The 20,911-nt window shown below is 65.4% G+C and carries 19 protein-coding genes and 1 riboswitch; of the genes, 14 read left to right on the top strand and 5 right to left on the bottom strand.

The features are described 5' to 3' along the window. Positions 1 to 131: 131 nt before the first annotated feature. Positions 132 to 857, top strand: coding sequence for an alpha/beta hydrolase (locus JQ573_RS35300; RefSeq protein ID WP_212319416.1), 726 nt, complete (start codon positions 132 to 134; stop codon positions 855 to 857). Here the strand turns inward: JQ573_RS35300 and JQ573_RS35295 are convergent. Together JQ573_RS35295 and JQ573_RS35290 are read right to left on the bottom strand one after the other, a co-directional pair. After that, complete coding sequence (locus tag JQ573_RS35295) at positions 854 to 2,347, bottom strand: NAD(P)/FAD-dependent oxidoreductase (RefSeq protein ID WP_212319414.1); 1,494 nt, start codon at positions 2,345 to 2,347, stop codon at positions 854 to 856. The genes JQ573_RS35300 and JQ573_RS35295 overlap by 4 nt on opposite strands. A 117-nt stretch (positions 2,348 to 2,464) precedes the next feature. Next, the gene (locus JQ573_RS35290; RefSeq protein ID WP_021079721.1) at positions 2,465 to 2,914 is read right to left on the bottom strand and encodes a cupin domain-containing protein; all 450 of its coding nucleotides are present in this window, start codon (positions 2,912 to 2,914) and stop codon (positions 2,465 to 2,467) included. A 263-nt stretch (positions 2,915 to 3,177) separates the two neighbouring features. On the opposite strand from JQ573_RS35290, the gene JQ573_RS35285 reads away from it, so the two are divergent. From JQ573_RS35285 to JQ573_RS35270, 4 genes are all read left to right on the top strand, one after another. Next, on the top strand, positions 3,178 to 4,191 hold the full coding sequence (locus JQ573_RS35285) for an AraC family transcriptional regulator (RefSeq protein WP_212319412.1): 1,014 nt from the start codon (positions 3,178 to 3,180) through the stop codon (positions 4,189 to 4,191). 97 nt (positions 4,192 to 4,288) lie between these two features. Continuing rightward, positions 4,289 to 5,155, top strand: a complete 867-nt coding sequence (locus JQ573_RS35280) for a S1C family serine protease (protein WP_212319410.1) — start codon at positions 4,289 to 4,291, stop codon at positions 5,153 to 5,155. Further along, positions 5,152 to 5,526, top strand: coding sequence for a response regulator transcription factor (locus tag JQ573_RS35275; RefSeq protein ID WP_212319408.1), 375 nt, complete (start codon positions 5,152 to 5,154; stop codon positions 5,524 to 5,526). The genes JQ573_RS35280 and JQ573_RS35275 overlap by 4 nt, the downstream gene beginning before the upstream one ends. 370 nt (positions 5,527 to 5,896) lie before the next feature. Continuing rightward, the gene (locus tag JQ573_RS35270; RefSeq protein WP_212319406.1) at positions 5,897 to 6,109 is read left to right on the top strand and encodes a hypothetical protein; all 213 of its coding nucleotides are present in this window, start codon (positions 5,897 to 5,899) and stop codon (positions 6,107 to 6,109) included. 54 nt (positions 6,110 to 6,163) lie between these two features. Here the strand turns inward: JQ573_RS35270 and JQ573_RS35265 are convergent, their stop codons facing one another. Beyond that, the gene (locus JQ573_RS35265) at positions 6,164 to 7,525 is read right to left on the bottom strand and encodes a metallophosphoesterase (protein WP_212319404.1); all 1,362 of its coding nucleotides are present in this window, start codon (positions 7,523 to 7,525) and stop codon (positions 6,164 to 6,166) included. Positions 7,526 to 7,840: 315 nt separating this feature from the next. Between JQ573_RS35265 and JQ573_RS35260 the strand changes: the two genes are divergently transcribed. The 6 genes from JQ573_RS35260 (at position 7,841) to JQ573_RS35235 (ending at position 15,487) form a co-directional block, all read left to right on the top strand. Then, the gene (locus JQ573_RS35260) at positions 7,841 to 9,259 is read left to right on the top strand and encodes a M20 family metallopeptidase (RefSeq protein WP_212319402.1); all 1,419 of its coding nucleotides are present in this window, start codon (positions 7,841 to 7,843) and stop codon (positions 9,257 to 9,259) included. 411 nt (positions 9,260 to 9,670) lie between these two features. Further along, entirely contained in the window at positions 9,671 to 11,461 is a 1,791-nt protein-coding gene (locus JQ573_RS35255; protein WP_212319400.1) for a peptide ABC transporter substrate-binding protein, read from the top strand. Positions 11,462 to 11,705: 244 nt separating this feature from the next. Then, the gene (locus JQ573_RS35250) at positions 11,706 to 12,662 is read left to right on the top strand and encodes an ABC transporter permease (protein WP_212319398.1); all 957 of its coding nucleotides are present in this window, start codon (positions 11,706 to 11,708) and stop codon (positions 12,660 to 12,662) included. After that, positions 12,628 to 13,545, top strand: a complete 918-nt coding sequence (locus JQ573_RS35245; protein WP_212319396.1) for an ABC transporter permease — start codon at positions 12,628 to 12,630, stop codon at positions 13,543 to 13,545. Before JQ573_RS35250 ends, JQ573_RS35245 begins: the two co-directional genes overlap by 35 nt. Next, positions 13,542 to 14,522 (top strand): ABC transporter ATP-binding protein, encoded by a 981-nt coding sequence (locus JQ573_RS35240; protein ID WP_092116610.1) that lies wholly within the window; start codon positions 13,542 to 13,544, stop codon positions 14,520 to 14,522. The genes JQ573_RS35245 and JQ573_RS35240 overlap by 4 nt, the downstream gene beginning before the upstream one ends. Further along, the gene (locus JQ573_RS35235) at positions 14,519 to 15,487 is read left to right on the top strand and encodes an ABC transporter ATP-binding protein (RefSeq protein ID WP_212319394.1); all 969 of its coding nucleotides are present in this window, start codon (positions 14,519 to 14,521) and stop codon (positions 15,485 to 15,487) included. The genes JQ573_RS35240 and JQ573_RS35235 overlap by 4 nt, the downstream gene beginning before the upstream one ends. A 170-nt stretch (positions 15,488 to 15,657) precedes the next feature. On the opposite strand, the gene JQ573_RS35230 is transcribed toward JQ573_RS35235, so the two are convergent. Then, a complete protein-coding gene (locus JQ573_RS35230; RefSeq protein ID WP_212319392.1) occupies positions 15,658 to 16,644 on the bottom strand; it encodes a LysR family transcriptional regulator in 987 nt (328 codons plus the stop codon). Positions 16,645 to 16,743: 99 nt separating this feature from the next. On the opposite strand from JQ573_RS35230, the gene bla reads away from it, so the two are divergent. From bla to glyA, 3 genes are all read left to right on the top strand, one after another. Further along, entirely contained in the window at positions 16,744 to 17,661 is a 918-nt protein-coding gene (gene bla, locus JQ573_RS35225) for a class A beta-lactamase (protein WP_249132670.1), read from the top strand. A 96-nt stretch (positions 17,662 to 17,757) separates the two neighbouring features. Further along, complete coding sequence (locus tag JQ573_RS35220) at positions 17,758 to 18,672, top strand: ankyrin repeat domain-containing protein (RefSeq protein WP_212319390.1); 915 nt, start codon at positions 17,758 to 17,760, stop codon at positions 18,670 to 18,672. An 83-nt stretch (positions 18,673 to 18,755) separates the two neighbouring features. Next, positions 18,756 to 18,841: riboswitch (ZMP/ZTP riboswitch) on the top strand. A gap of 34 nt (positions 18,842 to 18,875) precedes the next feature. After that, positions 18,876 to 20,153 carry a serine hydroxymethyltransferase gene (gene glyA / locus JQ573_RS35215; protein ID WP_212319388.1) on the top strand — a complete coding sequence of 426 codons (1,278 nt, stop codon included), beginning with the start codon at positions 18,876 to 18,878 and terminating at the stop codon, positions 20,151 to 20,153. A gap of 126 nt (positions 20,154 to 20,279) precedes the next feature. On the opposite strand, the gene JQ573_RS35210 is transcribed toward glyA, so the two are convergent. Next, entirely contained in the window at positions 20,280 to 20,846 is a 567-nt protein-coding gene (locus tag JQ573_RS35210; RefSeq protein WP_249132669.1) for a c-type cytochrome, read from the bottom strand. Between the last annotated feature and the right edge of the window lie 65 nt (positions 20,847 to 20,911).

Below are 20,911 nucleotides of genomic sequence, written 5' to 3'. Positions count from 1 at the left end.
GGTTCGGCTACAGCCAAGCGCGTTCCGTGGCCCCGGGTCAATATCCATCAGGAATTGCTTGAGCTCGGCGCTTATCCCGGGCGTTCGGGGGCGCGGCGGCCGATCTCACAAACCACGCAGGGAGGTACAACATGTCGACCTATGTTCTTGTCCATGGCGCCTGGCATACCGGCGCCGAGTTTGAGCCGGTTGCGGCCGCCATCCGCAAGGCCGGCCATGTCGTCCACACCCCGACGATCAAGGGCAACCGCCCCGGCGACCGGAAGGATACTGGTCTTGCCGAGGCGATCCAGTCGATCGTGGATTATCTCGCCGAGCACAATCTGAATGAAATCGTGCTGGTCGGTCACAGCTATGGCGGCATGGTCATCACGGGCGTTGCCGACGCCGCCGCCAGCCGCATCCGCCGGCTGGTGTACTGGAATGCGTTCGTGCCCAACAATGGCGAATGCCTCAACGACATGGTGCCGCCGCACTATGTCGGCCTGTTCGATGCCATCTATGCCGAGCGCGGCGACGGCTCGGTGGTGTTGCCGTTCCCGATCTGGCGCGAGGCCTTCATCAACGACGCCGACCTCGAGACCGCGCAGCGGGCCTATGACAAGCTCAACCCGCACCCGCTCAAGACCTTCCAGGACAAGATCGCGCTGCGGAGCAATCCGGCCGAGATGCCGATCGCAAAATCCTACGTCAACTGCACCGAGGACACGGCGATGCCGCACGGCCTGCCCTGGCATCCGCGGCTGTCGGAGAAGCTCGGGCTATTCCGCCTGGTCCAGGTGCCGGGTAGCCACGAGCTCTGCTTCTCCAATCCCGAGCGTCTGGCGCAAGCCTTCCTCGACGCCGGCCGCGATTAGGCCACGGCCTCGTACATAGGCGCGGTCGCAAGGAAGCGCGCATAGGCGTCCGCGTCCGGCGGCGTGAATTTTTCGACGAACGGGTTGCGGCGCGACGCCTTGGTGCCGATGTCCGCCAACAGCTCGTCGAAATGCTTGAAGTGATAGGGCGCGACGCAGAGCCCGCCATAGACGCCCGCCGCCGGCCGCTCGACGCGCTTGAAGTTCAGCATCATCGCGATGTTGTCATGCATCTCGGCCGCGCTCGGCTGCCGCGCGAGCTGGCCGTCGGCATAGCGCACCAGCCAGTTCGCCGCGAGGTCCGCGCACAGCACGGTGCAGAAGCTCGAATTGAACCCGACAAAGCCCATGTCGGGCAGATCCGGGTTGGCGATCAGCCGATAGAGCCGGTACTGCCCGTCGGGCTCGACCAGCTTGTTCTGATACTCCTCGGGGAGGAACGGCACACCGAGCTTGTAGCCGATCGCGAGCACCGCGACGTCAGCCGCGACACGCTGGCCGCCGCTCATCACGATGGCCTTGCCCTCATAATGATCGAAGGTGCCCTGCACCGCCTTGATCCGGCCGTCGGCGACCATCGGGTAGAAGCCGGGGGTCGCGATCGGCACCGAGCAGTTGACGCCGTCCTCGATCCGCTCCTTCGGCACCATGCCGCACTGCTTCAGCTTGAGCTGCATCTTCAGCATGCTCTCGAGCCCGCGCCAGTTCGCCCAGACGAACGGCTTGGCCACGACATGCGCGAGGCGCGCCATCGGCCCGATGCCCCAGCTCGCGAACATCTGCTCCTGCGCGCGGATGTAGAGGATGCGCTTGAAGTTGACGAGGCCGCCGACGAAATAGGGGATCCGCCAGACCGGCTCGCGAAACACGATGGTGACCTCGCTGGCGCCGGAATTGACCGCATTCACGGCGATGTCGGTCGCCGATTTGGAGCCGCCGAGCACCACCACCTTGCGGCCCTTGGCGAGATCAGGATCGCTGTACTGCGACGAGTGCAGGATCTGGCCGCCCTGCGCCTTGAAGCCGTCCTCGCCGGAAAGCGGCAGCGAGTGCGGCTCGTTGAATTGCCCGGTGCAGACGGCGACGAAGTCAAAATCCTCGTGGCCGGTGGCGCCGTCGGTCGAGCGCAGTTCGAGCGTCCAGCCCGGTCTGCCATCGGCGCGGCGCGTCATGCTCTCGACCCTGGTATCGAACCGCATCGCACCGTCGAGCCCGTGGCTGCGGGCATAGTCCCGCAGATAGGCATGGACCTGTGGGCCCTTCGGCCATTCCGGATAGGACTCCGGCATCGCCTTGTCGGTGTAGCGATAGAGCTCCTTCGGGCTCTGGGTCTGGACGTCGGGGTAGGAGCGCGCCGGCTCCCAGACCCCGCCGAGATCGCCGCTGCGCTCGATGATGGTCACCTTGTGGCCGCGACCGGCAAAGGCTTTGCCGGCGGCGAGCCCGGAAATGCCGGCGCCGATGACGCACACCTGCTTCTGCTTGACCATGAAACGTCTCCGCGATGAATGAACAGGCCCATTTCCCTAAGCGCACGCGTCCCCGTCATCGCCGGAGCCAACTCCGGCGATCGCTGTCTCGGGTGCGCTGTCTGTGTGCTCGCCGGACTAGTCGTTGGCTTCCGGCGGCAGGAAATCCACCTCGTGTTCGGCGGAAATGCGCACCACCTCGACGGGGTCCTGCAGATTATGCAGCTTCTCAAACAGAGCCTCGAGCTTCTGCATCGGCGACACCCAGAACAGCGCCCGCGCCGGCTTGTCTGACTTGTTGAAATAGCCGTGCGGGATGCCGCGCGGCATGCGCACGAGGTCGCCGGCCTTGGCCTGCACCCAGACGCCGTCGAGCTTGAGGTCGAGCACGCCCTCCTGCACCAGGATGAATTCGTCCTGGGTCGGGTGGATGTGGACCGGCACGAACTGGCCGGGATCGCTGTTGGTCTCGAACGCGAAGGTCGAGTCGGTGACCGCCTTCGGATAGTAGACCTGGCCCAGGATATTCCAGGTCTTGCCGCCGTAGCCGGTGCCGGTTCGGGTAATGCCTTTTTCGAGCGTGCCCATGTCAGCCTCTCCAGTTTTGGATGCGTATTGCCGACACGGAGCCTGTCGCCAGCTGGAAGGGCTGTCTAGCCGATAAACGAATCCGCAGCCGGCACGATCATGCTGCAATGCGGGAGCGTCGAGCCCGCGGCTTCTGCCCAATGCTGCCGCATCCGCCTGCGCGCCGATCGGGCAGATTGCGCTACGAAACGGCGTTCCCCTTTGCCGGTGGATGCACTAGGCTGCATGATGTTTTAGACCTCAAACAACTCCGGACGGCCGGCGTGACTGCTGTTGGCAACGAGGTTTCGGCAAGAGGAAGGCTCAAGGATTTCGCGCGCGTCGCGACGGCGCGCGTCGACGACGCGGCTGAAGCGATCGGCCGCATCTTCTGTCCACACGAGCTGACGCCGGTCGATCGTTCTGAGCGTGCTTTCTCGGCGCACCACAATTGCGCCGGGTTCGACGGGTTCTCGGTCAACTATGTCGCCTATGGCGGATCGGTCGCGATCAACCCGGGTTACCTCGACCGTTTCTTCCTGTTGCAGATGCCGCTGTCCGGCTCGGCCACGGTGCGGACCGCCGCGCGCGAGCTCACCACCGGACCACGACACTGTGCCTCGCTGCTGTCACCGACGATTCCGACCGAAATGACCTGGCGCGGCGACTGCGCCCAGCTCATCCTGCTGCTCGACCGCAAGCTGGTCGAGCATCGCGCCGCAGCGCTTGGCGGCGTGGCGGTCCGGCCGGTCGAGTTCGATCCGGCCGTTGCACTGAGCGGGCCACTCGGGCAGACGCTCTCGGCCAGGATCGAGCAACTGGTGACGACCGCCGAGCAGATCGGGCCGCACAAGAGCTTGTCAGCGGTCGCGGCGGCCGATTGGCGCGAGTCGTTTCTCAATGTCCTGCTCAACGAGCAGCGGCACACCTTGAGTTCGGCGATCGATGTCTTCAACGGCCGCGCTGAGGCCCAGCCTGCGGCGCTGAAGCGCGTGCGGGCCTATCTCGAGACCCGCGCGACCGAACCGCTGGATCTCGCCGAGCTTGCCGAGATCGCAGGAACCGGCGTCCGCGCGCTGCAACTCGGCTTCCGCCGTCACTTCGGCACCACCGTTTCCGAGATGCTGCTCGACATCCGCCTCGCCCATCTCAACGCCCGCCTCAAGACGGCGCGGACGGGCGAACGCATCGTCGATATTGCATTCGACCTCGGCTTTACCCATCTGAGCCGAATGGCGAGCGCCTACCGCGCCAAGTTCGGCGAGAGCCCGAAGGCGACCCTGCATCGGCTGAGCTGAGCTGCGATTCCGATCGGCGGGGCCGCGCCCTGCCCATCCGGCCAGTTTCACCGCCGGCCGCAACATCCCAGATTGAGGGAAGCCAACGGAGTTTCCCATGACCGAACCGACCACTCTCGCCTCGCTGTCATCAGCCCTTTCCGAGACCATTGCGCGCGCTGCGCCGGCAATCGTCTCCGTGCATTCGCACCGCGCGCGCGCCTCCGGCTTTGTCTGGAAGACCGGCCTCGTCGTCACTGCGGACGAAGCGCTCGCCGACGAGGGCGAGATCGAAATCCAGTTTGCCGACGGCAGCCGCCGACAGGCCACCGTCGTCGGACGCGACCACACCACCGACATCGCGCTGCTGCGCGTCGACGGCGACGTCGCGCCGATCAAGCTGTCGACCGAAATCCCCGCGCTCGGATCGCTCGCGGTGATCGTCGCGGCCGACCGCGGCGCGCCGATCGCGCGGCTCGGCATGGTCTCGCGGTCGGGCGCGGCCTGGCGTAGCCTGCGCGGCGGCGAGATCGACGCGCGGATCGAGCTCGACGTCCGGCTGCGGCACAGCCAGCAGGGCGGGCTGGCGCTGAATGCCGCAGGTGCGCCGTTCGGCATGGCGGTGCTCGGCCCGCGCCGCGTGCTGACGATCCCTGCCGCGACCATCGAGCGGGTCGCGGCCCAGCTCGAGAAGAGCGGCCGCATCGCACGCGGATATCTTGGCGTCGGGCTGCAGCCGGTCCGTCTCGACGACGGCCTCGGTGCGATGGTGATGAATGTCGACAAGGCCGGCCCGTCAGCTGCCGCCGGCATCCGCCAGGGCGACGTGATCATTGCCGTCAACGGCGAGAAGTTGTCCGGCGTGCGGGCGCTGTCGCGCGGCCTCGGGCCGCAGAGCGTCGGCAGCGTGGTCGAGCTTACCGTGCATCGCGGCGGCGAGCCGTTGAACTTCAAAGTGACGGTCGGCGAAAGGCCCGAGACGTGAGCAGCGAGCCTGCCGCCGACATCATCATTGCACTCGAGATCGACGACCCCGCCCTCGCCGACCGGCTGGCGACGCTGCTCGGCAGCGTCGCCGGCCTGCGGCTCGCCGCTCCGGGCGAACAGGCGACGGCGACGCTCGTCGCGCGCAACCGGGAGACCGCGGGCGGCGGCGACTTCGAGCTGACGCCGCGCGAGCTCGACGTGCTGGCGCTGCTGGCCGAAGGCGCATCCAACAAGATGATCGCGCAGCGGCTCGGGATTTCAGTCCACACTGCCAAGTTTCATGTCGGCTCCCTGCTCGACAAGCTCGACGCCACCGGCCGCACCGATGCGGTGGCGCATGCGGCGCGGCGCGGGGTGATCAATTTGTGAGGGCGGGACGTACAAGGTTGATGCTGGCGGATTGAGACCTATCCCTCCGTCGTCCTGGCGCAAGCCAGGACCCATAACCACCGCATTCGGTGATTAACCGAGCTGCGGCCCCAGCGTCGCGCAACAATTGAGATTTGGGGTAATGGGTCCTGGCTTGCGCCAGGACGACATCAAGTGGGTTGCGCAAGTTGTGAGGCACACATCTGCATTCTCGCGACATGATCACGCAACCACTGGACAACGACCCCCAACTCAGTGATTGCGAAAATTCCGTGATGCGGACACTTAGACCAATTGCGTAGGTAGTCGTCCGGATACAGACGCCTCCTCGATCTGGTTATGCAATCTTCAGCCAACAAAAAGAAACGGCATGAAGAAGCTGATCGATCGTCATCGGGACATTCAATACACGCTCACCAACATCGAACCCGACCTCTGGAGCTGGTCATTCGAAATCAACGGCAAGATCAGGCAGGGTACCACACGCGCGCGGCTCGGCCTGCTGGCGCAGCGGCGGGTCTGCACGCTGATCGATCGCGAATTGAAAAGCGCGGAACGCGACAAGCCGAAGAAGCCTGACTAGGCCACCTGCGTCCTGGCCCCGCTTCTCGGCCGGGCGGGCGCCGCCGACTTTGGCTCATGACAAAGCGAACACGGCCGCAGCGACGTCGAGCCGTGGTCCGGCATATCGCCTGTCGTCCGGTCCATGCTGTCCGCACCCGACGCTCCAGAGCGCGGGCCACGAGAACCGCTCGAGCCCCGTCGCCGATATCGCCGCGAACGACGTCCAGCTGATGTCACCGCTGCGTCGCCACAGCACGCCGCCCGGTCCCATGTCCGGATAGAAGGCGATGTCGAGGTCGAAATCCCGCTCATCGCCGAGATCGGGACCGACCCAGTAATGCGGACTACGCCCGGGCTCGCGCCCGAGGATCAGGGTGAGCGTCTGGTTCGGCCCGCGCAGGCCGAGCCAGAGCGGTGCGATCATGTCCGGCACAGGCGTGCACAGCAGCGTTTGCGGCGCGGCGCTTGCCGCGGCGGTGCGGCCCGATAATTTCAGGGCGACTACCGTCGCGGGCGCCGGCATTCCGGACAATGGCGCGGAGCTGGTCCCGTGCGGCAATGGCGACCACGCGGCGCGGTCGAGAGATGGCAACGGCCATGCGAGCTGCTCGCGCACGGCGCCTTCGGTGTCGAGCACCTGATAGCGAAGACCATCCCGATCGAGCGCCGCCTGCACGCAATGCAGATACTCGACGCCTTCGGGCATCCGGTGTGCGGTGCCCGCCCCCGCCGTGCAGATCTGCAGCACGCCGCGATGGACCTGAACATCGAATGCGAGAATGTGGCTGCACAGATAGGCGGTCACGCCGGCGCCGACCAGGATCTCCCAGAAGCGCGCGCTGTATTCGTGGCCGATCTCGCGCTGATAGCTGCCGCTGAAGCCGTTGATGGGGTACACGGGATGATGACCCAGCACCAGCTTGTGCCGGGCATCCCTGTGCTGTTCGAGCACCGCTTGCAGCCAGTCGGTCTCGACATGCCCCTCGCCGCCCAGCCCGCTCCACAGCGTGTGCACGAACACCATCAGGAGATCGTCGCGGCGGACCCAATAGGACAGGCCCTCCTGACCCGGCGGACCATTGCGTGGCAGCTTGAGGACCTCGCGAAACACCGCCTCGCTCATCTCGTCATAGGTGGTGTGGTTGCCGGTCGTGTGCCACAGCGGCACCGCGCGCCGATCGAGCCAGCCCATTTCGGTGTCGAGCCAATGCCGCCACTGCGCCCGCAACGCGTCGGCATCGGCGGTGAGGCCGATGATCTCGTCGCCGGGGAAGAGAATGAATTCGGGCGCAGGGTGCAGCCGGCGAACCACGTTGTTCACCGACGCGAAGGTACGCTCATGCAGCGCACCTGCTACCCCCGAGCAGGCGTCGGCATAGATCACGAACTGGTGGCCCGAATTTCTCGGCAACAGAGACGGAATTGCATCATGCATGGTCGGACCACGTCCTCGCGAGCCACATCATAGAGGAAGGCAGGCCGATCGCTCAAGACAGACACTTGCGCGCAAGATCGTGGCCGGCCAGCGCTTCTGCGACCGGACACACCAAGACGTGACGCTGCGGAAAAGCTGGTCTGCCGGCACAAGCTAGGCGGCGGCGCGCCAAGCTGCTAGCCTTTTGCGCTTCAGATTGGCCAAAGCGCGATGAATCGTCATCGCACTTTGGCTCATTGTTTGGGCATGATCTTTTCGGAAAACCGCTTCACACTTTTCCTGATCATGCTCCAGCGAGCCAAGGAACCGAAGCAAATGGACAACCGTAATGATGTTTGGCGCGGCGTCGACACGATCAAGCCGCGTTTCATCGAATTGAGCGACCGGGTCTGGGCGATGCCCGAGGTCTGCTACACCGAGGCGCGCTCATCCGCCGAACATCTGGCCGAACTGCGCCACCAGGGTTTTCGCATCACCGAGAACCTCGCCGACATTCCGACCGCGGTGATGGGCGAATGGGGCGAGGGCGGCCCGGTCATCGCTTTCCTCGGCGAATATGATGCCCTGCCCGGCCTCAGCCAGGAGGCCGGCGTTGCCGAACCTCGTCCGGTCGAGAGCGGCGGCCACGGCCACGGCTGCGGTCACAATCTGCTCGGCTCCTCCGCGCTGCTCGCGGCGACCGCGGTGAAGGACTGGCTTGCTGCCAACAAGGTGCCGGGCCGGGTGCGCTACTACGGCTGTCCCGCCGAGGAAGGCGGCGCGGCAAAGGCCTTCATGGTGCGGTGTGGCGCGTTCGAGGACGCCGACATCGCCATCACCTGGCATCCGCACAGCTTCTGGGAGGTGGCGGTGACGCCGTCGCTCGCCAACACCCGCGCCGATTTCATCTTCACCGGCCGGACCTCGCATGCGGCGGCCTCGCCGCACCTCGGCCGCAGCGCGCTCGATGCGGTGGAATTGATGAATGTCGGTGTCAATTACATGCGCGAGCACATGCCGAGCGATGCCCGCGTGCATTACGCGCTGCTCGACACCGGCGGCATTGCGCCCAATGTGGTGCAGGCCCATGCCCGCGTGCGCTACTCGATCCGCGCCCGCGACCTGCCCGGCATGAACGAGCTGGTCGAGCGCGTGCACAAGATCGCGCAGGGCGCAGCCCTGATGACCGAGACCAAGATGGAGATGAAGATCATCTCCGCGGTCTCCAACATCCTGCCCAACACCCCGCTGGAGCAGACGCTGCACCGGATCATGGAAGATCTCGGCCCGCCGCATTTCGACGATGCCGACAAGGATTTCGCCGGCAAGATCCGCGCGACCCTGACCGACAAGGACATCGCCTCGGTCTACTACGCGATCGGCATGGATCCGACCGACCGGCCGCTGGCCGATTTCCTGGTGCCGATCGACGCCAAGCGCAATCCGCTGATCGGCTCGACCGATGTCGGTGACGTCAGCTGGGTGGTGCCGACGGTGCAGGTCCATGCACCGACGGTTGCAATCGGCACGCCGTTCCACACCTGGCAGGTTGTGGCGCAGGGCAAGACGCCGGCCGCGCACAAGGCGATGGTGCAGGCCGCCAAGGCGATGGCCGGCCTCGGCGTCAAGGCGCTGATGGAGCCGGAGCTGATCGCGGCCGCCAAGGCCGACCTCAAGAAGCGGACCACCCGAACGCCCTATGTCAGTCCGCTGCCGGCGAATGTTGCACCGCCGTTGGACATGTCGGTCGCCTGAGCGCCGCATCTGCGGCCGGGCCTGCGCGTCGATGCGCGGCCCGGCCAGCGCCTATTCTGATCCGATTGGAGTGGAGCGAGGGCTCTGCATTTTTGCTTTGACGCGCTTTCGCCACGCGAACCGGCGTCCGCTCCGCTCGAAAACGCGCGCGCGTGACAAAAAAGCATCTCGGAACAAAGGATAACGAACAAATTTTCCGCACTGCGAGGCGTGCGCAGGCGCGCTTTGGCGCCGAAATGCCGAACCGATGTGCGGCGCGGAGCGGTTCTGCACAAGCGATAGCCAAAAGATCTAGTCGCTGAACCTCGGGAGGCGTTGACCTGCGCGGTCATTCGGTGTGCCATCTGCCGCCAGCACGGCGGCCGGTTCCAAGGCCCGCCGCAATCACACGTGAGCCGGACCGAGGGGACAATGTTCGACAACAATCTGCGCGGGATGATCGACGACGTAAGGGACGGACGGATGGACCGCCGCGCCTTCGTCAAGCGAATGATTGCCGTCGGCCTCACCGCACCGTTGGCGAACCAGATTCTGGCGATCGGCGGCGTCGCAATGGCGCAGAGCCCCAACCCCTACAAGCCGACCAAACGCGGCGGCGGCGGTCCGCTGAAGCTGTTGTGGTGGCAGGGCCCGACCCTGCTCAATCCGCATTTCGCCACCGGCACCAAGGACCAGGACGGCTCGCGCATCTTCTACGAGCCGCTGGCCAGCTGGGACGTCGACGGCCATCTCAACCCGATCCTCGCCGCCGAGATCCCCTCGATCCAAAACGGCGGACTCGCCGCCGATGCCAAATCGGTGGTCTGGAAACTCAAACCCGGCGTCAAATGGCACGACGGCAAGCCGGTGACCGCCGACGATCTCGTGTTCAACTGGGAATATGCCAGCGATCCCGCGACCGCGGCCGTATCGATTGAGACCTATAGCGGCCTCACCGTCGAAAAGGTCGACGACCTCACGGTCCGTATCAATTTCAAGAAGCCGACACCGTTCTGGGCCAACGCCTTTGTCGGCGCTTACGGCTGCATCATTCCGAAGCATCTGTTCGCGGAGTACAAAGGCGGCAAATCCCGCGAAGCGCCGAACAATCTGAAGCCGGTCGGCACTGGCCCCTACAAATTCGTCGAATTCAAACCGGGCGATCTGATCCGCGGCGAGATCAACCCCGACTACCACATGGCCAACCGGCCATCCTTCGACACGATCGAGATGAAGGGCGGCGGCGATGCCGTCTCGGCGGCGCGGGCGGTGATCCAGACCGGCGAATATGACTTCGCCTGGAACATCCAGGTCGAAGACGAGGTGCTGCTGCGCCTGGAAAAGGGCGGCAAGGGCAAGTCGCTGTTCGCGGTCGGCGGCGACATCGAGTTCATCGCGGTCAACTTCACCGACCCGAACACCGAGGTCGACGGCGAGCGCTCGTCGATCAAGACCAAGCATCCGATCCTGTCCGACCCGCGCGTGCGCAAGGCGCTGGCGCTGCTGGTCGACCGCGAATCCATCAAGAAGGTGATCTACGGCCGCGCCGGCCGCGCCACCGCCAACTATCTCAACGGCCCCGAGGAGTTCGTCTCCAAGAACACCAAATGGGAGTTCTCGGTCGAGAAGGCGAGCGCGCTGCTCGAGGAGGCCGGCTGGAAAGTCGGCTCGGACGGCGTCCGCGAGAAGGACGGCAAGAAGCTGAAGTTCCTGTACCAGACCTCGATCAACGGCCCGCGCCAGAAGACCCAGGCGATCGTCAAGCAGGCCTGCCAGAAAGCCGGCATCGACGTCGAGCTGAAATCGGTGGTGGCGTCGGTGTTCTTCTCCTCCGACGTCGCCAACCCCGACACCTATTCCCACTTCTATGCGGACATCGAGATGTTCCAGATCCCGATGACCCAACCCGATCCCGCACTGCACATGCGCCGCTATCATTCGCGCAACGTGGCCACCAAGGAGAACAAGTGGCAGGGTCCGAACTTCCCGCGTTGGGTCAACAAGGATTTCGACGCCGCGATCGACGCGGCGGAGATCGAGACCGATCCGCTCAAGCGGGCAGACCTCTATATCAAGGGCAATGATTTGATGTGGCAGGACACGGTGATGATCCCCGTGATGCATCGCCTCGCGGTCGAAGCCTGCTCCAACACGCTGCGGCCCGCGCTGTCCGGCTGGGCCAACCAGACGGACAATCTGCAAGACTGGTATCGTGAAACCTGAGACGTCACGGGCTCGGGAATTGCTCCTCCCTCTCCCCGTTCTTATCGGGAGAGGGTTGGGGTGAGGGGCTCTATCCGCAAATGCATTGGAAGGTGAGTTCGTGGAGAGTGCCCCTCACCCGGAATTCAAGCTGCGCTTGAATTCCGACCTCTCCCCGCACGCGGGGTGAGGTGAAGGTCGCCTTTCGATTGGAAGCAAAATCAACGTGCTCTCAAGGTGCAAGCGTTAGTCAGATGATCTCCCGATGAGTCAGTATATCCTGCGCCGTCTGATGATCGCGATCCCGAGCTTGCTCGGGATCTCGCTCGTGCTGTTCGTCGTGCTGGCGCTCGCGCCGGGCGATCCGTTCAGCGAGCTCGCGACCAATCCGAACGTGCCGCCCGAGGTGCAGGCCGCGCTGCGCGCCAAGTTCGGCCTCGACGACCCGATCTATCTGCGCTACCTGCACTGGCTATCGGCGATGGCGCAGGGCGACTGGGGCTTCTCCTTTGTCAGCCGGATCAATGTCGACACGCTGATCCTGCAGCGGCTGCCGACCACGCTGTACGTGATTGGCTCGGCGCAGCTCTTGGCGCTGCTGATCGCGATCCCGGTCGGCGTCTACGCCGCCACCCGGCCTTATTCGCTGTTCGACCAGCTCGCCAACACTTTCGCCTTCATCGGCTTCTCGCTGCCGACCTTCTTCACCGGCATCCTGTTCATCCTGGTGTTCTCGGTGAAGCTGGACTGGCTGCCCTTCGTCTACACCGACGTGCCCGGCAGCGGCATCCCCTGGCTGCTGGAGATGATCCGGCAGGCCATCATGCCGGTGATGGTACTCGCCCTGTTCCAGGCGGCGTCGATGACCCGCTTCGTGCGCTCTGCGATGCTCGACGTGATCCGACTCGACTATGTCACCACCGCCCGCGCCAAGGGGCTCGGGCAGGCCAAGGTGATCGTCAAGCATGTGATGCGCAATGCGATGATCCCGGTGGTCACGCTCATCGCGCTCCAGATGCCTGCCGTGTTCGGCGGTGCCATCGTCACCGAGCAGATCTTCCGGATTCCCGGCATCGGCTCGCTCCTGATCTCCTCCATCCTCGCCAACGATACGCCGGTCGTGATGGCCGTGACCTTCGTGTTCGCGTGTCTCGTGGTGCTCTTCAACCTGATTGCAGATGTCCTCTATGGCTGGCTTGACCCTCGCATCTCCTTCCGCTGAGCGGCGCGGCTACTCGCCCTGGCGCGAAACCTGGCGGCGCTACCGCCGGCACCGGCCTGCCGTGGTCAGCGCCGTGCTGCTGCTGCTGCTGATCGCGGCCGTCGTGATCGGCCCGTTCATCTGGCGCGTCTCGATCAGCGACATCGACGTGGTGGCAGGCATGCAGGGCCCCTCACTGGCGCATCCGTTCGGCACCGACGATCTCGGCCAGGACCTGCTTGCCCGCATGATCTATGGCGGCCGCATCTCGCTCGCGGTCGGCCTCGCCGCGATGCTGGTCTCGGTGTTCGTCGGCACGCTGATCGGCGCGCTCGCCGGCATGTCGCGCGGCCCGCTCGGCTACGCGCTGATGTGGCTGACCGACCTGTTCCTGTCGTTGCCGCAACTGCCGCTGCTCTTGATGCTGATCTATCTGTTCCGCGACGGGCTCAAGGCCATGTTCGGCCCCGAGGGCGGCATCTTCATCCTGATCGTGCTTGTGATCGGCGGCCTGCGCTGGATGCCGGTCGCCCGCCTGGTGCGAGCCCAATTCCTGTCGCTGCGCGAAAAGGAATTCGTCGAGGCCGCGCGCGCGCTCGGCGCGAGCCCGACGCGGCAGGTGGTGCGCCACATCCTGCCCAATGCGCTGGGACCCGTGATCATCGCCGGCACGATCGATGTCGCCGCCGCGATCATCGCCGAATCGACGCTGTCGTTCCTCGGCCTTGGCTTCCCGCCTGATACGCCGACCTGGGGCCGCATCCTCTATGACGCCAAGGACTTTCTCGATATCGGCCCGCACTGGGCGCTGTTTCCGGGCGGCGCGATCTTCATCGCGGTCGTCGCCATCAACTTCATCGGCGACGGGCTGCGCGACGCGCTCGACGCGCGCAAGGTGATCTGATGGCGCTGCTCGACATCAAGGGCCTGAAAACCCATTTCACCACCGACGACGGCATCGTCCAGGCGGTCGACGGCGTCGACATCAGCATCAACCGCGGCGAGACGCTCTGCGTGGTCGGCGAATCCGGCTGCGGCAAGACCGTCACCGCGATGTCGATCCTGAAGCTGATCGCGATGCCGCCGGGCAAGATCGTCGCCGGCGAGATCATGTTCGAGGGCCGCGATCTGGCGCCGCTGACCAGCCATCAGCTCGACGAGATCAGGGCCAAGGAGATCGGCTTCATCTTCCAGGAGCCGATGACCTCGCTCAACCCGGTGCTGACCATCGGCGAGCAGATCGCCGAGAGCCTGCGCCGGCACGAGGCGGTGACCAGGAAGCAGGCGCTCGAGCGCACCATCGAGATGCTGCAGCTCGTGCAGATCCCAAATGCCGCAGGCCGCGTGCATCACTATCCGCACCAGTTCTCCGGCGGCATGCGCCAGCGCGTGATGATCGCGATGGCGCTGGCCTGCCGGCCCAAGCTCGTGATCGCGGACGAGCCGACCACCGCGCTCGACGTCACCATCCAGGCGCAGATCCTCGACCTGCTGCAGGACATGAAGGAGCGCCTCGGCATGGCGGTGATGCTGATCACCCACGCGATGGGCGTGGTCGCGGAGACCGCGCAGCGCGTCGTCGTGATGTATGCCGGCAAGGTGGTGGAGGAAGCGCCGGTCGACGAACTGTTCGGCAATCCGAGCCATCCCTACACCCAGGGCCTGATCCGTTCGATCCCGCGCATCGATCTCGACGCCGAGCACAAGACCCGGCTGGAAGCGATCGGCGGCTCGGTGCCGATCCTGATCAACCCGCCGCCTGGCTGCCGGTTTGCTTCCCGCTGCAAACACGCCATGAGCATCTGCACCGAGCAGGAGCCGCGGCTGCGCGAGATCGCGCCCGGCCATCGCATGGCCTGCCACCTCGGAGACGCGTCATGAGCGAACCGCTGCTGCGCGTCAGCAATCTGAAGAAGCACTTTCCGGTGCTCGGCGGCCTCTTGTCGCGCGAGGTCGGCCAGGTCTATGCGGTCGATGGCGTGTCGTTTGCGGTCAACCGCGGCGAGACGCTGGGACTGGTCGGCGAATCCGGTTGCGGCAAGTCGACCACCGGCCGCTGCGTGCTGCGGCTGATCGAGCCGACCTCGGGTGAAGTCGTGTTTGACGGCCAAAACGTGATCGGGCTTGGCGGCAGCGACCTGCGCGCCATGCGGCGCAACATGCAGCTCGTCTTCCAGGACCCGTTCGCCTCGCTCAATCCGCGCATGACGGTCGGCGCAATCCTCGCCGAACCCTTCATCATCCATAACCTCGTGACCTCGGCCAGCGAGCGCGAGGACCGCGTCGCGCGCCTGCTGGTCAAGGTCGGGCTGAAGGCCGAGCACATGCGGCGCTATCCGCATGAATTCTCCGGCGGCCAACGCCAGCGCATCGCGATCGCCCGCGCACTGACCTTGGAGCCGAAGCTGATCGTGTGCGACGAGCCGGTCTCGGCGCTCGACGTCTCGATCCAGGCCCAGGTCATCAACCTGCTCGAAGATCTGCAGGCCGAGCTGAACCTAACCTACCTGTTCGTCGCCCACGATCTGTCTGTCGTCGAACACATCTCCGACCGCGTCGCGGTGATGTATCTCGGCCGCATCGTCGAGCTCGCCAAGGCCAGCGATCTCTACCGAAATCCGCAGCATCCCTACACCAAGGCGCTGCTCTCGGCCGTGCCGGTGGCGGATCCCAAGGCGAAAAAACTGCGCATCCGCCTCAAGGGCGACGTGCCGAGCCCGATGAATCCGCCGAAGGGCTGCCACTTCCACACCCGCTGCCCGATCGCCGAAGAGCGCTGCCGGCAAACCGCGCCCGAGCTGCGGCAAGGCAGCAATGGGCATTCTGTGGCGTGCCATCTGGCGTAGGGCTGCACGCAGGCGGCTGCCGAACTGCCGACGCTCCCCACTCCCTCACCGTCACCCTGAGGCGGCCGCTTCTTCAGCGGCCCTCGAAGGGTCGACGGCCCGACCGGGGCCGTGCATCCTTCGAGGCTCGCTCCGCTCGCACCTCAGGATGACGGGGCAAAAGCCCTTGCTCACCGCCGCTTCTTCACAGCCTTTGTCTTGACCTGCGCTTTGGCCTTCGCTTTGGCTTTCGGCTTGGGCCGTGCGGCAGGCACCTGCGGCGCGCCGCTCACCTCCTCGCTCTCATTTGCCTCCGTCCGCAGCGTGTCGAGCAGCCAGTCGCGGAAGGCGCGCATGCCTGGCGTCACCTCGCGCGACTTCAGCCAGGTCAGCCAATAGGACCCCGCCGGCACTTCGGCCGCGAATGGCCGCACCAGCCGGCCGGAGGCCAGCTCATTGCCAAACATCGCAGTCGGCACCAGCCCGACGCCGACGCCGCGCGCCGCGGCCTCGGCCATCGCCACCGAACTGTCGAAGATCGGTCCCTGGATTTTCGGGCACGGCGCGCCGGCCACCGCAAACCACAGCGGCCATTCCTCGGCGCGGTAGGAGCGCAGCAAGAATTCCTGCGCGAGATCCGACGGCTTGCGCAGCCGGCTCGCCACATCGGCGCAGCACACCGGCGAGAGCGGCGCGGACAGCAGGTGGATCGCCTCGGTGCCGTGCCAGGAGCCGTCGCCGAAGCGCAGCGCAAGATCGAGCCCGTCGCCCGCGATGTCGACGCGGTTGTTGTTGGTGAGCAGGCGCAGGTCGATATAGGGATGCGCGCGCTTGAACCGGTCGACCCGCTGCAGCAGCCATCCGGTCGCAAACGTCGTGACGCAGCCGACGGTGACGACCTCGCGCGTGCCCTTGGCCTCGATGCGGTCGATCGCCGCACCGATCCGGTCGAGCGCGTCTGACAGCACCGGCAGCAGCGCCAGCCCCTCGTCGGTGAGCACCAGCCCGCGCGGCAGGCGGCGGAACAGGCTCGCGCCCAGGAGATCCTCGAGCTGCTTGACCTGGTGGCTGATCGCGGTCTGCGTCACGCGCAGCTCCAGGCCTGCGCGGGTGAAGCTCAATAGCCGCGCAGAGGCCTCGAAGGCGCGCAACGCGTTCAGCGGGAGGTGCCGGCGCACGGCGTCATGACCAAGTTTTCCTCATGCCTCGTTGTATAAATGATTGTTTGTGCTCCGTCACGCCGCCCGGCAGGTTCGCGCCGCCAACGGAGACGAGAGATGCTGACGAGACGGACATTTGGATTGCGCGCGCTGGGCCTTGCAGTTTCCTGCACTTTGCCGCGGTCAGGCGCAGCGGCCGGACAGAGCGCAGCGGCGGGACCAGGCGGACCGGCAAAACGGCTGCAGGAGGAGTTTGCACGCATCGAGCTCGCGACCAGCGGCCGGCTCGGCGTCGCCGCGCTCGACATGGAGACCGGATTGCGCGCGAGCCGGCGCGGTGACGAGCGGTTCCCGATGTGCAGCACCTTCAAGGCGCTGGCTTCTGCCGCGGTGCTGCACCGGGTCGACCGCGGCGAATCCAGCCTCGACCAGCGCGTGCAGGTTGAGGCCAAGGATATCTTGGCCTACGCGCCGGTGGCCAAGCAACACGTCGGATCGAGCATGACGCTGTCCGAACTCTGCGAGGCCGCCATCACTCTCAGCGACAATACCGCCGCCAACCTGCTGCTGCGCGAGATCGGCGGGCCTGCCGGCTTCACAAGCTTCTTCCGCACCATCGGCGATAATGTCAGCCGGCTCGATCGCTGGGAGGTGGCGCTGAATGAAGCCGTGCCGGGAGATCTGCGCGACACCACGAGTCCGGTTGCGATGCTGAAAAGCTTGCAGCGCGTGGTGATCGGTGATGTCCTGAAGGCCGCCTCGCGCCAGAAGCTCGTGGACTGGATGGTCGCCAACAAGACCGGCGACACGAGGCTGCGCGCCGGCGTGCCGCGCGACTGGCGGGTTGGCGACAAGACCGGCACCGGCGAACGCGGCACCTATAACGATATCGGCGTGTTCTGGCCGCCCGGCCGCAAGCCGATCGTGGTGACGGTCTACCTGACTGGGGCAAGTGCTCCGATGGAGAAGTGCAACGAGGTGATTGCCAACGTCGCGCGCGCCGTTGCCAATGCGAGCACCGGGCAGACCGGCTAGAGTGGCACAACGCCGCGCGGCTTGGCAGCATCCAAGGATCATGCGACGCTCAATCGGAATGGCCGACCTGTCAGCAGACCATACGGAGGACACGTATTGTTTCGCCGCATCGCTCTCGCCGTGCTGCTTGTTGCGGGCCACGTTCACAGCAGCTTTGCTGCGGCCGACCCGGCACGCTGCCGCGAGTTGATCCGCAAATACGAAACCGACAAGGCGCAGTTCAGCGCGGTCGAGATCTCGCTGACCTTGTTCGCGGCGGCCAATGCCGATTGCATCAATCTCGCCACCGAGCTGCTCGATGGCGGCGCCTCGGTCGATGCCCGCGACCGGCTCGGCGCAAGGCCGCTGAGCCACGCCGCCCGTTCCGGCCATCTCGACATGGTCGACCTGCTGCTGGCCCGTGGCGCGCCGGTCGATGCGCGCAACCTCGCGGGATCGACCGCGCTGTATCTTGCCGCCGAGCGCGGTCATGTCGCGATCGTGCAGCGCCTGATCGACCGCGGCGCCGACGTCAATCTCACCGGACGCAGCGGCGCATCGGCGGTCGCGGCCGCCGCCTATGCCGGCCGGGACATGGTGGTGCGCATGCTGCTGGCCCGCGGCGCCGACGGCCGCAAGGCCGATGACACTGGCAAGCCGCCGGTCGTGTATGCGGCCGCCGGCGGCCAGATCGGCATCGTCAAGCAACTGCTCGCGCTCGATATCGACATCAACGCCCGCTACGCCAATGACCTCACGCTGCTGATGTGGGCAGCCGGGCCGGATGAGACCGTGCCGGAGGCGCAGGCGCTCGAGGTTGTCGCGTATCTCCTGGACGCGGGCGCCGGGGTCGACGAACGCGACGCGCGGGGACGCACGGCGCTGATGATCGCCGCCGAAGGCAACCACCCGGCGATCGCGAAAGCGCTGCTCGCTCACGGCGCCGACGCGGCGCTGGCCGACAAGGCCGGCAAGCACGCCGCCGATCTCACCGTCCTGTCCGCGCTGCGCGAGGAGCTGACGCCGCGCTGAAGCATGACGCGATGGACTCATTGGTTGCGGAAGGTCCGCAGGTCGGCTAAATTCTCCTCTACGAAGAGTCTCCGTGCTCATTCGTCCTATCGCGCGACTGGCGAGCTAACGTGGAATCGACCACGGGGAAGCGCGAAGGGTTCCAACGCCGATCGCCTGGGCAACCAATCTGCTGGAAAAACAGCGTGTTGAGGAGCCCGAGCATGCCGTCATTTTACAACGAACTGTTCATCAACGATCAAGAGATCGCTGCTGCCCTTATAGGGGAAGAGCGCCGTCAACAGGACGGCGTCGAACTGATTCCGTCCGAGAATTACACCTACCCGGAGGTGCTTGAGCTGCTCGGATCGGTCTTCACCAACAAATACTCCGAGGGCTATCCGGGACGCAGATACTACGGCGGCCAGCAATATACCGACAGCATCGAGAACCTCGCACGCCAGCGGGCCTGCTCGCTTTTTCGTGCCGAGCACGCCAACGTTCAGCCGCTTTCCGGATCACCGATGAATCAGGCCGTCTATCTCGGCCTGTTGCAGCCCGGCGACACGATTCTCGCCATGGACCTGTCCCACGGCGGTCATCTCACCCACGGCGCGCCGGTGTCCCACATGGGGCGTTTGTTCAACTTCGTTCGCTACAAGACGGCCCCGTCAAACGGCGCGATCGATTTCGATGAGCTGCGCGCGATTGCGCGTGAAGCACGTCCGAAGATGGTGTTGTGCGGCTACAGCTCCTATCCGCGCGACCTGGACTATGCGGCGTTCAAGAATATCGCCGACGAAGTTGGCGCGCTCACGATGGCTGACGTGAGCCACTATGGCGGATTGGTTGCCGCGAACGTCATGCGCAATCCGCTTGATGCCGGCTTCGACATCATGACGACGACATCCCACAAGACACTGCGCGGCCCCCGCGGCGGGATCATCCTGTGCCGGAAGGAGAATGCCGGTCGGATCGATGCTTCCGTCTTTCCCGGGTTGCAGGGCGGACCTCACATGAACGTCGTGGCCGGGATTGCCGTGACGCTCAAGAAGGCGGCGACCTCGGACTTCCAGGTTTACGCGCGACAGGTTCTGCGCAACGCGAAGGTTCTTGCCGGCGCGCTGATGGAACGCGGGATGAAGCTGGTCACGGACGGGACGGACAATCACATGATGGTCGTCGATACGGTAGCTTCCGTCGGACTGGACGGGCGAGCAGCCGAGGACGTGCTCGATGCCATCGCCATCACCACAAACAAGCAAGTTATTCCAGACGATCCGCGTCCGCCGCTCAGGCCAAGCGGTATTCGAATTGGGACACCGGCAGCGACCACGCGTGGCATGGGAGATTCCGAAATGCGCCGTATCGGCGAGTTCATTGCGGGGGCTCTGCAGGCGAACGGAGACGATGCGATCCTCGCGCGTCTCAGGTCGGAGTGCATCGAGATGTGCCGAGCTTTTCCCGTTCCAGGCGTGGTGTCCCGGTCTCGACCAAACTGACCGGCTGTACGACCGGAGCTTTGACGCGCAGATATGCAGAACGTGGTCGGGCGCTCGCGCCCGACCCCAACCGCCAAACGCATATGCGACAGCCCTGCGCTCGCGTGAGGGTCAACCTGCCCGCCGCTACAACCCCGCCAGATAGTCCACCAGCGCGGCGAGGTCGTCCGGCGACGTCGCTATCATAAGGTCCGACATGCCGGGATTGTTGCCGCGGGCGCGGGTGCGGAAATCGGCGATGGTTTTCGCGAGGTAATCCCGTCCCATCCCGGCAAGCCGCGGCACCGTGCCGTCGCCCTGGAAGCGATCGAGGTGGCAGGCCGGGCAACCGACGGAAGCGCTGGCGCTGAGCGCCTTCGCGGCGACGTCCTTGGGCGCGCTGGGCTGGCCGAGATTCGGCCATGGCTTCTGCGAAAAATATTCCGCGATCGCCAGCATGTCGTCGCGCTCGAACTGGGTCGCGATCGGCTGCATGATGTCGCTCTTGCGATCGCCGCGCTTGAAATCGCGGAGCTGGATATAGAGATAGCCGGCCTGCTGACCCCAGATCGTCGGAATGGTCTTGTCGACGGGCTTGCCGTCCTCGCCGTGGCAACCGGTGCAGACCTGCACCTTCTCCTCGATCGTCTCCGCGCGCGCTTGCGCCACCATCAGCAGCAGCGCGGCGCCGCACATCATCAATTTACCGAACATTGGCCCATCCGAAGAAAACAGAGGCGGGACCGAACCGGTCCCGCCTCGCCGTCAGTGCTTGCACG

Source organism: Bradyrhizobium sp. AUGA SZCCT0105 (genome assembly GCF_018129565.1).
Classification (GTDB): Bacteria; Pseudomonadota; Alphaproteobacteria; order Rhizobiales; family Xanthobacteraceae; genus Bradyrhizobium.
The sequence above is the reverse complement of the archived record's forward strand: the minus strand, read 5'-3'. Positions and strand labels throughout refer to the sequence as shown.

Bases quoted from the DNA above. Each gene is read 5' to 3' on its own strand.
- JQ573_RS35300 (WP_212319416.1), top strand. From the start codon at position 132: ATGTCGACCTATGTTCTTGTCCATGGCGCCTGGCATACCGGCGCCGAG.
- JQ573_RS35295 (WP_212319414.1), bottom strand. From the start codon at position 2,347: ATGGTCAAGCAGAAGCAGGTGTGCGTCATCGGCGCCGGCATTTCCGGG.
- JQ573_RS35290 (WP_021079721.1), bottom strand. From the start codon at position 2,914: ATGGGCACGCTCGAAAAAGGCATTACCCGAACCGGCACCGGCTACGGC.
- JQ573_RS35280 (WP_212319410.1), top strand. From the start codon at position 4,289: ATGACCGAACCGACCACTCTCGCCTCGCTGTCATCAGCCCTTTCCGAG.
- JQ573_RS35270 (WP_212319406.1), top strand. From the start codon at position 5,897: ATGAAGAAGCTGATCGATCGTCATCGGGACATTCAATACACGCTCACC.
- JQ573_RS35265 (WP_212319404.1), bottom strand. From the start codon at position 7,525: ATGCATGATGCAATTCCGTCTCTGTTGCCGAGAAATTCGGGCCACCAG.
- JQ573_RS35260 (WP_212319402.1), top strand. From the start codon at position 7,841: ATGGACAACCGTAATGATGTTTGGCGCGGCGTCGACACGATCAAGCCG.
- JQ573_RS35255 (WP_212319400.1), top strand. From the start codon at position 9,671: ATGTTCGACAACAATCTGCGCGGGATGATCGACGACGTAAGGGACGGA.
- JQ573_RS35250 (WP_212319398.1), top strand. From the start codon at position 11,706: ATGAGTCAGTATATCCTGCGCCGTCTGATGATCGCGATCCCGAGCTTG.
- JQ573_RS35245 (WP_212319396.1), top strand. From the start codon at position 12,628: ATGGCTGGCTTGACCCTCGCATCTCCTTCCGCTGAGCGGCGCGGCTAC.
- JQ573_RS35235 (WP_212319394.1), top strand. From the start codon at position 14,519: ATGAGCGAACCGCTGCTGCGCGTCAGCAATCTGAAGAAGCACTTTCCG.
- bla (WP_249132670.1), top strand. From the start codon at position 16,744: ATGCTGACGAGACGGACATTTGGATTGCGCGCGCTGGGCCTTGCAGTT.
- glyA (WP_212319388.1), top strand. From the start codon at position 18,876: ATGCCGTCATTTTACAACGAACTGTTCATCAACGATCAAGAGATCGCT.
- JQ573_RS35210 (WP_249132669.1), bottom strand. From the start codon at position 20,846: ATGTTCGGTAAATTGATGATGTGCGGCGCCGCGCTGCTGCTGATGGTG.